The 14,182-nt window shown below is 54.1% G+C and carries 11 protein-coding genes; 6 read left to right on the top strand and 5 right to left on the bottom strand.

From position 1 onward, the window contains the following. Positions 1 to 2: 2 nt before the first annotated feature. Together adhE and pflA are read right to left on the bottom strand one after the other, a co-directional pair. The gene (gene adhE, locus BST81_RS15005) at positions 3 to 2,666 is read right to left on the bottom strand and encodes a bifunctional acetaldehyde-CoA/alcohol dehydrogenase (RefSeq protein ID WP_171974768.1); all 2,664 of its coding nucleotides are present in this window, start codon (positions 2,664 to 2,666) and stop codon (positions 3 to 5) included. Positions 2,667 to 2,756: 90 nt separating this feature from the next. Further along, positions 2,757 to 3,524: a pyruvate formate-lyase-activating protein gene (gene pflA, locus BST81_RS15000; RefSeq protein ID WP_075599311.1), complete on the bottom strand. Its 768-nt coding sequence runs from the start codon at positions 3,522 to 3,524 to the stop codon at positions 2,757 to 2,759. A gap of 435 nt (positions 3,525 to 3,959) precedes the next feature. Between pflA and ppsA the strand changes: the two genes are divergently transcribed. The 6 genes from ppsA (at position 3,960) to BST81_RS14965 (ending at position 12,367) form a co-directional block, all read left to right on the top strand. Continuing rightward, complete coding sequence (gene ppsA, locus BST81_RS14995) at positions 3,960 to 6,404, top strand: phosphoenolpyruvate synthase (protein WP_075599310.1); 2,445 nt, start codon at positions 3,960 to 3,962, stop codon at positions 6,402 to 6,404. A 385-nt stretch (positions 6,405 to 6,789) separates the two neighbouring features. Continuing rightward, the gene (locus BST81_RS14990; RefSeq protein ID WP_075599309.1) at positions 6,790 to 7,332 is read left to right on the top strand and encodes a universal stress protein; all 543 of its coding nucleotides are present in this window, start codon (positions 6,790 to 6,792) and stop codon (positions 7,330 to 7,332) included. A 22-nt stretch (positions 7,333 to 7,354) separates the two neighbouring features. Further along, on the top strand, positions 7,355 to 8,374 hold the full coding sequence (locus BST81_RS14985) for a nitroreductase family protein (RefSeq protein WP_075599308.1): 1,020 nt from the start codon (positions 7,355 to 7,357) through the stop codon (positions 8,372 to 8,374). Between the two features lie 227 nt (positions 8,375 to 8,601). Beyond that, positions 8,602 to 9,207 carry a histidine phosphatase family protein gene (locus BST81_RS14980; RefSeq protein WP_143780353.1) on the top strand — a complete coding sequence of 202 codons (606 nt, stop codon included), beginning with the start codon at positions 8,602 to 8,604 and terminating at the stop codon, positions 9,205 to 9,207. 349 nt (positions 9,208 to 9,556) lie between these two features. Continuing rightward, positions 9,557 to 11,788: a formate C-acetyltransferase gene (gene pflB / locus BST81_RS14970; protein ID WP_075599305.1), complete on the top strand. Its 2,232-nt coding sequence runs from the start codon at positions 9,557 to 9,559 to the stop codon at positions 11,786 to 11,788. 102 nt (positions 11,789 to 11,890) lie between these two features. After that, positions 11,891 to 12,367 (top strand): OsmC family protein, encoded by a 477-nt coding sequence (locus BST81_RS14965; protein WP_075599304.1) that lies wholly within the window; start codon positions 11,891 to 11,893, stop codon positions 12,365 to 12,367. Here the strand turns inward: BST81_RS14965 and BST81_RS14960 are convergent. From BST81_RS14960 to BST81_RS28125, 3 genes are read right to left on the bottom strand one after another with little or no spacing between them, the layout of a single operon-like run. Next, a complete protein-coding gene (locus BST81_RS14960; RefSeq protein ID WP_253188308.1) occupies positions 12,288 to 13,487 on the bottom strand; it encodes a tetratricopeptide repeat protein in 1,200 nt (399 codons plus the stop codon). The genes BST81_RS14965 and BST81_RS14960 overlap by 80 nt on opposite strands. A gap of 26 nt (positions 13,488 to 13,513) precedes the next feature. Further along, positions 13,514 to 13,759 (bottom strand): HNH endonuclease, encoded by a 246-nt coding sequence (locus BST81_RS14955; protein ID WP_075599303.1) that lies wholly within the window; start codon positions 13,757 to 13,759, stop codon positions 13,514 to 13,516. 9 nt (positions 13,760 to 13,768) lie between these two features. Then, positions 13,769 to 13,945 (bottom strand): hypothetical protein, encoded by a 177-nt coding sequence (locus BST81_RS28125; RefSeq protein ID WP_171974767.1) that lies wholly within the window; start codon positions 13,943 to 13,945, stop codon positions 13,769 to 13,771. Positions 13,946 to 14,182: the final 237 nt, after the last annotated feature.

The following is a 14,182-nucleotide window of genomic DNA, read 5'->3' as shown; positions in this document are numbered from 1 at the left end:
GTTTAAGCTTGCCGTGCTAGTAGGCTGGCAATCGAGGCAGGCTGGGTAGAGGTTATTTCCCCAAGGTGATACCCGCCGTAAGCCAGGACATACATTTCTTTCAGATCCCGGATCAACGGATAGCGGGGGTTAGTGCCGGTGCACTGGTCATCGAACGCCTGCTCGGCCATAACTTCCACCTGATCCATGAAGGTCGAATCGTCGATCGTCAGCACATCCTTAATCGTGGCCGGGATATCAACTTGCTGTTTCAAGGTCTCGATCGCCGTAATCAGGCGTTCGACTTTTTCCTCCTCCGTATCTCCCCCCAGGCTCAGGTAGTCGGCGATGCGAGCATAGCGCCACTTCGCATTGGGGTACTTATATTGGGGGAAAATGGCCTGCTTGAAAGGGACATCCGTGGCGTTATAGCGGATGACATGGGAAATGAGCAGGGCATTGGCCAGCCCATGGGGGACATGGAAGACGGAACCGAGTTTGTGGGCCATGGAGTGGCAGATGCCCAGGAACGAATTGGCAAAGGCCATCCCGGCCATCGTGGCTGCGTAGTGGACCTTCTCCCGCGCTTTGGGATTGGCTTCTCCTTCCTGATAAGCAGCAGGGAGATATTTCATCAGCAGGCGAATGGCTTCCAGGGCCATGCCATTGGTATATTCCGAGGCTACGACAGAAACATAGGCTTCCAGGGCATGGGTGAGGGCATCGATGCCACCGTAAGCGGTCAACTTCTTCGGCATTTTCATCACCAGTTCCGGGTCTACGATCGCCATGTTCGGCGTCAGGGCATAGTCGGCCAGGGGATACTTGATGCCCGTGCGATCGTCGGTGACTACCGCAAAGGGGGTGACCTCTGATCCCGTCCCAGAAGTGGTGGGAATCGCCACCATCAGGGCTTTCTGGCCCAGGGGAGCCAGTTCGTATACCCGCTTCCGGATGTCCATAAAGCGGGTGGCCAGTCCGTCAAAATCCACATTGGGTTGTTCGTACATCAGCCACATCACCTTGGCTGCGTCCATGGGAGATCCGCCGCCGATCGCCAGGATGACATCGGGCTTAAAGGCATTGATTTCTGCCAGTCCTCGCTTCACCGTAGCCAGCGATGGATCGGGTTCGACATTGTAGAAAACCTGAGACTTGAGGCCCATGTCTTCCAGTACGTCCGTGATCTTATCGGCCATTCCCATTTCAAACAGGGGTTTGTCGGTGACGATGAAAGCCCGCTGCCGCCCCACCAGTTCCCGCAGGGCGATCGCCAGGGCCCCATACTTGAAGTAGATTTTCGGGGGCACCCGAAACCAAAGCATATTCTCCCGCCGCTCAGAGACGGTTTTGATGTTGAGCAGGTGGTGGGGGGCGACGTTCTCGGAAATGGAGTTGCCACCCCAGGTACCACAACCCAGGGTCAGAGAGGGATCCAGCTTGAAGTTATAAAGATCCCCAATTGCCCCCTGGGAAGACGGCGTGTTAATCAGGACTCTGGCTGTGGAAAGGGTGGTCTCAAACTGGGCAATGCGATCGTGATTGGCCAGAGCGGTATAGAGCACAGAGGTGTGACCCAAGCCTCCAAACTTAATTAATTGCTCAGCCTTGGTCACGGCTTCAGAGAAGTCTTGCGCCCGGTACATGGCCAGAATGGGCGATAGCTTTTCATAGGCATAGGGCTCCTCCGGACCAATCTCCTCGACTTCCCCAATCAACACTTTGGGGATGTCGGCCCCATGACGATGGTGTGGATCAATCCCAGCCAGTTGCAGAATGGTCGCTACGGATTGGCCAACGATCGCAGCATTGATTCGACCTTCTTTCAGGATCACCTGGCCAACTTTCTCTTTCTCTTCCGGATTGAGGAAGTAGGCTCCCCGATTGAGAAATTCCTGTTTGACCTGATCGTAGACAGCATCAACCACGACCACAGACTGTTCTGAGGCACAGATCATACCGTTGTCAAAGGTCTTGCTCAGGAGCACAGAACTGACGGCCATCTGAATGTGGGCTGTTTCATCGATCACAGCAGGGGTGTTGCCTGCGCCTACCCCCAGAGAAGGATGACCAGAAGAGTAAGCCGCTTTTACCATGCCCGGTCCCCCAGTGGCCAGGATCAATTTGATATCTGGATGCTGCATCAGGGTCTGGGAGAGTTCAACGGTTGGTTCATCGATCCAGCCGATGATATCTTCCGGGGCACCGGCAGCGACTGCTGCATTGAGGACGATGCGAGCCGCCGCGATCGTGGCGGCTTTGGCTCGGGGATGGGGGGAAAAAATGATGGCGTTCCGGGTCTTGAGGCTGATCAGGGCTTTGAAAACAGCCGTCGAGGTTGGGTTAGTGGTGGGAATGATACCGGCCAGAATTCCGACGGGCTCAGCAATTTTCTGAATCCCAAAGGACTTATCCTCTTCGATCACACCGCACGTCTTTTCATGCTTGTACTTGTTGTAGATGTATTCGGAAGCGAAGTGATTTTTGATCACTTTGTCTTCAACCGCACCCATCCCTGTTTCTGCTACGGCCAGTTTGGCCAGGGGAATCCGTTCGGCGTTAGCGGCTAGGGCAGCTCGTTTGAAGATTTGGTCCACTTGCGCCTGGGTGTAGTGGGCAAACTTGGCCTGGGCCGTTTTGACGCGCTGAATCAGGGCTTCCAGTTCTTGAACGTTGGTCACTTTCATGGTCATCACTTGGAGATAGAGGGACGGGAAAGAGCTTTAAAAGTTCAAAGTTCAAAATTAGGGGCTTTATATGGAGCATCGGGGTGAATTTTATCCAACTTGCAACCCTCGACGGCGAAAGATTTCAACCACCTGCTGGATTTGGTCCGGTGTGGGAATGGGCGTGTCCTTGAGTGGATAAGCCAGACCCATCTGTTCCCACTTGTATTTGCCCATCTGATGAAAGGGCAGAACCTCGACCTTTTCTACGTTTTGCAACGTGGCCACAAAGTCTGCCAGACCATTGACATTGTCTGGGTCATCCGTCAGCTCAGGGACCAGTACAAACCGAATCCAGGTGGGCTTATGGATGTCACTCAGGTATTTCGCAACATCCAGAGTGGGCCTGATGGAGACCTGGGTCACTGTGGCATAAGTTTTGGGGTCCCAAGATTTGATGTCCAGCAGAACCAAATCCACAAATCGGACCACATCCCGCACGGTTTGGATCTGGGCGTAGCCAGAGGTGTCCAGGGCCGTGTGTAAGTGCAACTCTTCCTGACAACGTCGGCACAACTCCCGCACAAAGTAAGGCTGCATCAGAGGTTCCCCCCCACTAATCGTCACCCCTCCTGGAGCATGCAAATAGGGGAGGTAGTTCCGAATGTCGTTGATCAGATCGTCCACACTGAGCACCTGACCCTCAACCCAATCACGGCAATCGGGGTTGTGGCAGTACAGGCACCGCAGGGGGCATCCCTGGGTAAAGACGACATAGCGCAACCCTGGACCATCTACGGCACCACAGGTTTCAATCGAGTGGACATGGCCAGTGACGATCGGAAGAGCAGAGATAGACGGGAAGGCAGGGTGCAGCATAGTCCTCCCTCTTAGGGGGAAAGGGTGTTGGAACCATTGCCAGAAAATGCTTCAGGTGTTCTACCTCTTGGTTATAAGCACAGAATCTGAGGAACTTGTGAAGGCATAAGTTTAAGTCATGAATTCCCTATGTAGCCTTGTAGGGTGGGCTATATGGAGCGTTGTTCCAGGGATATCCCCATTGCCCCAGCAACAAGATTGGCCTGAGACTGAGCCTGCCTGCCACGCCTCTCTTTAATTTTTGTGTCCTGCAGGTCCGCCAAATCAGGCTTTCAAAAACCTTCCTCACAATTTCCTCAAATTGTTCTTTTATACCGGAATTGTAAGGCTAGATACAGAACGGCCTTAGGGCATCGGTAGGGACAGACGAACCCTGCCTCTACCTCAGAATGCGGTTGTCATAAAACCGCCATAACATAATTGAGGAATTAAGCCATGGTACAAATCACCGATAATATCCAGGTCAGCTCATCCCGAAAAGAACAGGCATTTGTACTGCAGTTCAAGGAAGTCGGGATTACAGATATTCCCCTGGTCGGAGGTAAAAATGCTTCTCTAGGAGAAATGCTGCAGCAGCTCACACCACGGGGCATCAGTGTTCCAGATGGATTCGCGACAACGGCTTATGCCTATCGGTATTTCATTGAAATTGCCGGATTAGAGGAAAAGCTGCGCCATCTGTTTGCTGACCTGGATGTGGAAGATGTCAATAGCCTGCGGTCTGTGGGGAAACAGGCCCGATCGTTGATCCTGCAAACCCCATTCCCAGATGAGTTACAAGAGGCTATTGTGCATGCCTATCGGAACCTCTGCCAGCGCTACGGCCCAGAAACAGATGTGGCGGTACGTTCCAGCGCAACGGCTGAAGACCTGCCGGATGCGAGCTTTGCCGGTCAGCAAGAAACCTATCTGAATGTCCATGGGGTACAGGATGTGCTGGAATCCTGCCATCGGTGTTTCGCTTCCATCTTCACCGATCGAGCCATTTCCTACCGCCAGATCAAAGGGTTTGACCATTTTGAAGTGGCCCTATCTGTGGGGGTGCAGAAGATGGTGCGATCTGACCTGGCCTGTTCTGGGGTAATGTTCTCGATCGATACGGAAACAGGCTTCAAAGATGCCGCATTGATTACATCAGCCTATGGATTGGGTGAGAATGTGGTGCAGGGCTCTGTCAACCCGGATGAATTTCTGGTGTTCAAACCGACCCTCAAGCAGGGGTTCCGCCCCATCCTGGCCAAACGTCTGGGGACCAAAGAAATCAAAATGGTCTATGACCTGGGTGGGTCCAAGTTTACGAAGAATGTCTCAGTCTCGCCGGAGCAGCGCCGCCAGTTCTCGCTGGAGGATGATGAAGTGATTACCCTGGCCCAATGGGCCTGTGAGATTGAAGACCACTACTCTAAAGTGCGGGGAAGCTACACCCCGATGGACATTGAGTGGGCCAAGGATGGCTTGACGGAAGAACTGTTTATTGTTCAGGCTCGCCCGGAAACGGTGCAATCCCAGAAAGCAGGGAATGTGCTGCGGTCTTACCAACTGCAAGAGCAGGGCTCGGTCTTGGTTCGAGGTCGGGCCGTGGGTGAGATGATTGGCCAGGGCAAGGCCAGAGTGATTCTGGATGTCCATAAGATTGACCAATTCCATGCGGGTGAAGTGCTGGTGACCAACCGGACAGATCCGGATTGGGAACCGATCATGAAGAAGGCCAGTGCGATCGTCACCAACCAGGGGGGCCGCACCTGCCACGCTGCCATCATTGCCCGTGAAATGGGAATTCCGGCGATCGTCGGTTGCGGCACAGCGACGACCACGTTGAAAACTGGGCAGGAAGTCACCGTTTGTTGCGCCGAAGGGGAAGAGGGCCGGGTTTATGACGGTCTGTTACCCTTCCAGATCAATGAAATGACTTTGGATAATCTGCCCCGTACCCGTACCCAGATCTTGATGAATGTGGGCAATCCAGAAGAAGCCTTCAGCCTCTCAGCAATTCCCAATGATGGGGTAGGTCTGGCCCGCATGGAGTTTATCATTGCCAATCACATCCAGGCTCACCCCCTGGCCCTGCTGTACTTTGATCAACTGAAGGATGAACTGGCCCGCTACAAGATCGCGGAACTCACAGCTCAGTACGAAGATAAGGCTCAATTCTTCGTGGATAAGCTGGCTCAGGGCATTGGCACGATCGCAGCAGCCTTTTATCCCAAACCAGTTGTGGTGCGGATGTCTGATTTCAAGAGCAATGAGTATGCCAACCTACTCGGAGGACGTGATTTTGAGCCAAAGGAAGAAAACCCCATGATTGGCTGGCGGGGAGCTTCTCGGTACTACGATGAGCGCTATCGGGATGGCTTCTCTCTGGAATGTAAGGCCATGAAGCAGGTCCGAAACGACATGGGCCTAACCAATGTGATTCTGATGATTCCCTTCTGTCGAACTCCCGAAGAGGGCCGTCAGGTTCTGGCCGAGATGGCCAAAAATGGCCTAGTGCGGGGGCAAAATGGTTTGCAGGTCTATGTGATGTGCGAGCTGCCCAGCAACGTCATTCTGGCCGATCGCTTCAGTGAGGTCTTTGATGGCTTCTCCATTGGGTCCAATGACCTGACCCAACTGACCCTGGGATTGGATCGGGATTCTGCGCTGGTGGCACATCTGTTTGATGAACGGGATGAAGCAGTGAAGCGGATGGTAGAACAGGCGATCGCCACGGCCAAACAGTACGATCGCAAGATTGGCATCTGTGGCCAGGCTCCCAGCGACTATCCGGAGTTTGCTCGCTTCCTGGTAGAACTGGGTATCGATTCCATTAGCCTCAACCCCGACTCGGTAATGAAGACCCTGCTCCACATCGCTGAAGTGGAGGCCCAGCAGGCGAAATAGCTTCTCCTGGCCCCTCCCTCGCGCCCAGGCTCTGCCTGGGTGCCCCAACAGAACCCACCCCTCTCCTGCCCCCTCCCATTTGTGAGATCCCCTCTTGGGAGGGGTGGCCCCTTTCCCTCTGGGGAGCAATCGCCTGGGCTGAGATGCAGCAGGGACAGCGATCGATCCCACAGACCTGAAGCCTCGATCCAGATCCCTTGCTCAAGCTCTTTACCTTCCCAGAATGAATAGTCCCTGCTCTGGGGAAGGGTGGCCCTCAGGGGCCGGGATGGGTTTCATAGAGGAGTTCAGGCATGGGATCCCCTAACCCACCTCTATGCTCCAGAGGGAGCAGGGAAGGCAGAATCGGGAAAGGGATATCGGTAAGCAAAGACGGGAGAATCCTATGTTTCAGAAAATTCTGGTCGCGATCGACAAGTTTGCGGTGGAAGAAGGCGTTCTGCAGGCTGCCATCTCCCTAGCCCAGTTAACCCAGGCCAAATTGTTGTTGCTTCATGTACTGACGCCCTCGAATGAAGGGTATCCCAGTCCGATGTTTCTGCGGCCCGACAACATCTATCCCCAACTCTATGAAGCAGCCTGGAAAAGCTATGCCCTCCAGATGGAGACTTTCAATCAACAGGAGATGGAATGGCTGCGATCTCTGGCTGAGCAAACAAAAGCGGTTGGCATTGAGGTAGAAACCAGTCGCGTTCAGGGCGATCCCGGTCAGACCCTCTGTGAGGTAGCCCGTTCCTGGGGGGCAGACCTGATTATGGTAGGACGACGGGGATATTCTGGGCTGAATGAGTTGCTGGTGGGCAGTGTTAGTAACTATGTGTTGCACCATGCCCCCTGTGCTGTGTTGGCCCTGCAACACCAGACTCCTCAGCCATTGCATCAGTCTGAGGCACTTTCTGCTGGAGATTCCCCATCAACTGGTCTCTAAATCCCTTATTCCTACATCAACAATGTCTACAAAAGCATGGACGATCTCAGAATTGGACTTTCCCAGAATGGCGACGATCGCGGAACAGTTGCAATTCCTGTTGCGCTACGCCATCCTGGCTCCATCAGGCCACAACAGTCAGCCCTGGCTGTTTCGGATCCAGGGAGAAACCCTAGAGCTCCATGCCGATCGCAGCCGTGCTCTGCCGGTGGTTGATCCCCAGGATCGGGAGTTGATCATCAGCTGTGGGGCGGCCCTGTTTAACCTGCGAGTGGCTCTCTGGCATTTCGGCTATACCGATCGGGTGAAACTGTTCCCTGATCCAGCCAATCCAGATTGGTTAGCTTGCCTCAGTGCGGGGAGCTGGAAAACCGCTACCCCAGAAGAGGAAGCGCTATTTCAGGCGATTCTCCAGCGACATACCAACCGCCAGATCTTTACAGGACAGCCGGTGCCCCTACCCTTGCTCTTGCCATTACACACAGCAGCGAACCAGGAAGGAGGGGGATTAGAGCTGGTTCTGGATGGGGAGGAGCAAGCCAAGATCGCAGGGTTGATTGCCGAAGGCGATCGCTTGCAAATGGCCAATGCTCACTTCCGGCGGGAACTGGCTGCCTGGATCCATGCCAACCGTAGCCGCAGTCGGGATGGCATGCCAGGATATGCCCATGGGATTGGGGATTTACTGTCCTATGCCAGTCCCTTAGTGATTCGCACCTTCGATCTGGGGAATGCCCAGGCTGCCAAAGACCAGGAACTGGCCCGTCATTCTCCGGCACTGGCAATCCTGTATACGGACGAAGACACCCCCCAGGATTGGTTAGCCGCCGGTCAGGCCCTGGAACGAGTCTTACTCCAGGCCCAGGCTAGTGGTCTTGCGGTCTCGTATCTGAACCAGCCGATCGAAGTCCCCCACCTGCGGACTCAACTGACCCAGATCCTGGGCCGATCGACTTTTCCCCAACTCCTTCTGCGCCTGGGTTATGGAACTGCGGTCAAACCTACGCCCCGCCGTGAGGTTCAAGAGGTGCTGTTAGATTAGCCAACGGACCAAGCATCATTGATGGGGCAGAACCATAGCTGCGTCAACCAAGGAAAACCTGCAATTAGCGGGCAATCCCTGCCTAGGGGTGGAACCCCTGCGCCCCGTCTTAATCCCAATGACTGCAGCTACAAATCTTTTCCCAGGTAACCTATAATACTTGACTCGGAATCTCCTGACTCCGTAGCATAAGGCTCAATAAAGCAACTATCTGGCAGAAAATCAGTATGAGAAAGCTTGGAGTATTGCTGCTGGTTGGAATTTCCAGTTTATCGTTACTGCCCGCAATCGCTGAAGAGGTTCTGAAGAAAGGTCAGGAGTTGGTTACTCCCCTGCGTCAGGGAGGCTACGTAATTCTGATTCGTCATGCTGCCGGTAATAAAGATCAGAAAGATGCCGATAAGGTTGACCTGAATAACTGCGATACTCAACGGAATTTGTCTCGCGAGGGTAGAATGGATTCCCGCCAGATTGGTCAGGCAATGGACACCCTCCAAATTCCTGTTGGCAAAGTTCTGGCCAGTCCCTTTTGTCGGGCCATGGATACAGGTCGGCTTGCCTTTTCTCGCGTTAAACCCTTCCAGGCCCTGAATTACGTCACCACTTCCAGTGAAGATGAAAAGAAAGCTGCGTCACTCTTGAAACCATTGCTGGCCAATCGACCCGCAGTTGGAACCAACACAGTTTTGATTTCTCACAGCACCAATATTAAGGCAGCCTTAGGTTTTGTTCCCGAAGAGGGAGAGGCCCTGATTTTCAAACCAGAAGGAAATAACAATTACAAGCTTGTGGGCCGGATTCGGGTACAGGAGTGGAGCAGCCTGATGCCTTAGATCAAGTCCAGGCATCCTTCTTCCCGGATGTTACGACTCTTTTCCCTGATCGTTCCTGATAGAAGCCCCTGTCTCCTCAACTTTCATAGGAAGACAGGGGCTTTTTGGCTTGTCAAACGCATGGGGTCGTCCTAGCCATGCGGGGCGAGTCAGATTTCCCTCTCCGGTCAACCATAACCAATACCTCACAACTTCCTCATGTTCTTCTCCTATAACTGGAGTGAAGACCCGTTTTGCGTCGATCGCGGGGGTTTTGTGACTGGGCGTCCGCTGCATTCTTCCCTCAGTCATGCCGCTCTCCCTATAACCCTCGACCCGCAAAACTGCATCACCGCCAGGAGGCAAGCACATGTTCGAGCAATGGCAGGGCTTCACTGCAGGCAAATGGATCAGTGCAGTCAATGTCCGTGATTTTATTCAGAGAAATTACACCCCTTACGATGACGATGAATCTTTCCTGACGGATGGGACAGAGCGAACCCAGGCTCTCTGGGAACAGGTCAGGGTCCTGATGCAGAAAGAAAAGGAAAAAGGGGTGCTGGATGCGGATACCAGGGTGGTTTCCAGCATCACTTCCCATGCCCCTGGCTACCTCGATCGAGATCTGGAACAAATTGTCGGGTTGCAAACAGACAAACCCCTGAAGCGCGCCATGATGCCGTTTGGGGGGCTGCGGGTGGTGCGATCGGCCCTGGAAGCTTACGGTTACAAACTGGATCCGGATACGGAGCAGATGTTTACCCAATGCCGCAAGACCCATAATGACGGGGTATTTGATGCCTATACGAAGGAAATGCGGCTGGCACGACACTCCGGCATTATCACAGGTCTGCCCGATGCCTATGGCCGGGGGCGGATTATTGGGGACTATCGGCGGGTGCCCCTGTATGGGCTGGACTTCTTGATTAATGACAAGAAGCAACAACTGGAATCCCTGGAAGTGGACACGATCGACGAACCCATATTGCGCCTGCGGGAAGAACTGAGTGAGCAGATTAAAGCCCTGTTCGAATTGAAAGAGATGGGGATGGGCTATGGCTTTGACCTGGGCCGCCCGGCAGCATCGGCTCAGGAGGCCATCCAGTGGCTTTACCTGGCCTATCTGGGGGCGATCAAGGAACAGAATGGGGCAGCCATGTCTCTGGGGCGGGTGTCTACCTTCCTGGATATTTATTTGGAACGAGATCTGCAAAAGGGACTGATCACGGAGTCGCAGGTGCAGGAACTGATTGACCATTTCGTGATGAAATTGCGGCTGGTGCGCTTCCTGCGGACCCCAGACTACAATGAGCTGTTTTCCGGTGACCCGACCTGGGTGACGGAGGCGATCGGGGGCGTTGGTGACGATGGCCGCTCCCTGGTAACGAAGACCAGTTTCCGGGTGTTGCATACCCTCTGTACCCTAGGCCCAGCCCCAGAACCGAACCTGACGGTGCTCTGGTCGAAGCGGTTGCCGGAAGCGTTCAAGCGTTACTGTGCCCGCATTTCGATTCAGACCAGTTCGATCCAGTATGAGAATGATGATTTGATGCGACCCTATTGGGGCGATGACTATGCGATCGCCTGTTGTGTCTCCGCGATGCGTCTGGGCAAACAAATGCAGTTCTTCGGAGCGCGGGTCAACCTGGCCAAGTGCCTGCTTTATGCCATCAATGGCGGTAAGGACGAAAAATCAGGGGAGCAGATTGCACCTGCCTATGCCCCCATTACCGCTGAGATCCTCGATTACAAAGAGGTCATGGCTCGGTTTGACCAAATGATGAGTTGGTTGGCGGGGGCCTATATCAATACCCTGAATGCCATCCATTACATGCACGACAAGTACTGCTATGAGCGATTGGAGATGGCCCTTCACGATCGGGATGTGCTCCGGACTATGGCCTGCGGGATTGCTGGTCTTTCCGTCGTGGCAGACTCACTCTCGGCGATTCAATACGCGACTGTGACAGTGATCCGCAATCAGGCTGGACTCGCGATCGACTACCAGGTCGAAGGGGAGTTTCCCAAGTACGGGAACAACGACGATCGGGTGGATCAGATTGCAGTCCATCTGGTGAAGCGGTTTATGACCTTGCTCCGGCGGCACCCCACCTATCGCAATGCCACCGCCACCCAATCGGTGCTGACGATTACATCAAACGTGGTGTATGGCAAGAAGACCGGGAGTACGCCCGATGGCCGCAAGGCGGGCGAGCCCTTTGCGCCGGGGGCCAATCCCATGCATGGACGGGACAGAAAGGGGGCGATCGCATCCCTGGCCTCCGTCGCCAAACTGCCCTACGACTACGCCCAGGATGGGATCTCGAACACCTTCTCGATCGTACCAGGGGCTCTGGGCAAAACCGAAACCGACCAAACCCGTAACCTGATCGACCTGCTGGATGGGTACTTCCAGGATGGAGGTTTCCATCTCAATGTCAACACCCTCAACCGGGAAACCCTCCTGAATGCCATGGAGCATCCGGAACGCTATCCCCAACTCACGATTCGGGTGTCAGGTTATGCCGTCAACTTCACCAAACTGACTCGGGAGCAACAGTTGGATGTGATTCAGCGCACCTTCCACGATCGCTGCGACTAGCCCTCCACCCCCTGGGAAATCCTCTCCCAGGAGAGGTGGCCCTGTGGGCTGGGATGAGTTTGAGGGCTAACAGCCAGGAGATTTAACCCAAGGAGGCATCCTATGCAAGTTCGACTTAACTACCACGGTCACGCTCAGTTTCAGGCGATCGCGCGCAACCATACCATCTGGGGCGACCAACCCTGTGACAACCAGGGAGATGACATCGGCATGACTCCCCCAGAATGGTTCCTGGCTTCTCTCGGCAGTTGTATCGGCTTTTATGCCGTCCACTACTGTCAAACCAGGGATCTGGATGCCACCGGTCTCACCGTCGATGTTTCAGCCCAAAAAGTGGCAGACCCAGCCCGTCTGGACCATATCCAAGTGCGGGTGAATCTGCCCCTGGCCCTAGACGATCGGCATCGCACTGGGCTGGAACGGGCCGTCAAAACCTGTTTGATTCACAATACCTTGACCCATCCCCCGACTATGACCACCCAGATCACCAGCGGTCAGCCTATAGCCGAAAACCCATTCCAGCCAGACCCTGACGCAATCGATCGGCCTCTGGGGAATGCTGTTGCTCATGCAGGGTAATGGCCTGCTGAAACGCAACCAGACTCTCCGGGATGTTCCCCGTTTTCAGGAGGGCTACACCCAGATTCTGGTGGGCTTCGGCATAGTCTGGCTGTAGCCGAATGGTTTCTCGATAGGCGGCGATCGCTGCCGGAAACTGGCCCAGGGCTTTCAGGGTCAGGCCCAGGTTGTAATGGGCGATCGCCAGATTGGGGTCAATAGCTATTACGGACTCATAGGTTTTCCGGGCTTCGTCTGTAGCTCCCCGCTCCAGTAAGAGATTGCCCAGATTAATGCGGGCTCCCAGGGTCAGAATGGCCAGAATGGGCTGTTGCAGGGCCAGACGATAGTGGACTTCCGCCTGAACTGCATCTTTCAACTGGCTCCAGGCAATGCCCAGGTGATAATACAACTCATAGAGCAGGGGAGGCTCTACAGCGCTGGCCAATCCCCGCTGTAATAGCTTCAGGCCCCGTTGAGGGGTACCAGATTCCAGATAAAGGGCTCCGAGCTTGCTGCAAAGATAGGCATCATGGGGCTGTTTGATCAGGGCTTTCTCCAGAATTCGTTGGGCCCGGTTGACCTTATCCCGACTGGCGATCGCCTGCTCTTGATACCCGTCGTGCAAAATTGCAACCTGAGCCAGATCGGCAATTTGCCATCCAGGTTCTGCCTGGACGATCGCCAACACACTGTCATCCACCGTTTCGTGGTAAGGCCGAGAAAACCGAAGGTCTGGGCGATTGCGGAAGAGTCGGGAGACCAGAGAGTAAGGGGACTGTTTTGCCCCCACTTCCTGCCGCACCAGGTTAATCAGGAGGGTGCGATCGTGGGTTAGGCTCTGGCGCAACACAGGGATCATCTCTGGCACCAGCACCTCATCCGCATCCAGCACCAGAATCCATTCGCCCCTGGCGTACTGGAGGGACTCGTTACGGGCCAGGGCAAAGTCATCCTGCCAGGGAAAGGCATGGACCTGGGCTCCAAATTGTTGGGCGATCGCGATCGTCCCATCGGTTGAACCTGTGTCCACCACAATCATCTCATCCACCAGACCCTGCAAGCTACTCAGGCATCGCGGCAACAGTGCTGCTTCGTCTTTCACAATCATGCAGAGACTCAGTGCGATCGATGAATTCACCGGGTTGCTCCTTAATTGAGTGAGGCTTAATTCGTGAAACGCCTGCTAAAGCGAGGATCAAGCCGATCGCGCTTCATTTGGTTACAGGTCTGGCACAGGGTTTGAAAATTGCTTATATCGTTTGAGCCGCCCTGAGCCAGGGGAATAATGTGATCGACTTGTAGATTGGCTTCTCCATCGGTTTTGCCACAGCTCTGACATTGGCAGCGATCGCGCTCAAACACGTATTTTCGGACTTCTGCTGGAATCGTAATCCTTGGAGTTTTAGCCATACCCGGAGTTTATTTATCCTCAGCTATCATTTTCTCGATAGCTTTTCTGGGGTTATCAGAGAACCGTTCCAGTATTCCGTCCATTAATTGGCCTCCTGTGAATATCGTTCCGCTTCCATAGAAGGGGATAAGTTCAGGATTACGGATTACTTCATCATCCAAAATCTTGATTGGCTCTAAACTCATAAAAACGATCCCAGCTTGATTTTTCCAGATTTGTGGGTTGGTTGAGCAGAGGTAACCAGAATCACTGATTCATCGCCTTCCTGATATCATCCAGAGGAAACTCAAGCTCCTCTATATGCCCATCATTTTCAGGCAGAGATTCCTCTTCAGCTTCGAGAGCATCCCAGTTTTGCAAGGTTGCCCTCATCCCCCAGCCCCTTCTCCCTCTTTGGGAGAAGGGGAGCCAGATTCAAAGTC

This window comes from Leptolyngbya sp. 'hensonii' (genome assembly GCF_001939115.1).
Classification (GTDB): domain Bacteria; phylum Cyanobacteriota; class Cyanobacteriia.
This window is presented reverse-complemented; position numbering and strand designations above follow the sequence as displayed.

Excerpts from the sequence above, each read along its gene's own strand:
- adhE (WP_171974768.1), bottom strand. The coding sequence starts at position 2,666 with ATGAAAGTGACCAACGTTCAAGAACTGGAAGCCCTGATTCAGCGCGTC.
- pflA (WP_075599311.1), bottom strand. The coding sequence starts at position 3,524 with ATGCTGCACCCTGCCTTCCCGTCTATCTCTGCTCTTCCGATCGTCACT.
- ppsA (WP_075599310.1), top strand. The coding sequence starts at position 3,960 with ATGGTACAAATCACCGATAATATCCAGGTCAGCTCATCCCGAAAAGAA.
- BST81_RS14990 (WP_075599309.1), top strand. The coding sequence starts at position 6,790 with ATGTTTCAGAAAATTCTGGTCGCGATCGACAAGTTTGCGGTGGAAGAA.
- BST81_RS14985 (WP_075599308.1), top strand. The coding sequence starts at position 7,355 with ATGTCTACAAAAGCATGGACGATCTCAGAATTGGACTTTCCCAGAATG.
- BST81_RS14980 (WP_143780353.1), top strand. The coding sequence starts at position 8,602 with ATGAGAAAGCTTGGAGTATTGCTGCTGGTTGGAATTTCCAGTTTATCG.
- pflB (WP_075599305.1), top strand. The coding sequence starts at position 9,557 with ATGTTCGAGCAATGGCAGGGCTTCACTGCAGGCAAATGGATCAGTGCA.
- BST81_RS14965 (WP_075599304.1), top strand. The coding sequence starts at position 11,891 with ATGCAAGTTCGACTTAACTACCACGGTCACGCTCAGTTTCAGGCGATC.
- BST81_RS14955 (WP_075599303.1), bottom strand. The coding sequence starts at position 13,759 with ATGGCTAAAACTCCAAGGATTACGATTCCAGCAGAAGTCCGAAAATAC.
- BST81_RS28125 (WP_171974767.1), bottom strand. The coding sequence starts at position 13,945 with ATGAGTTTAGAGCCAATCAAGATTTTGGATGATGAAGTAATCCGTAAT.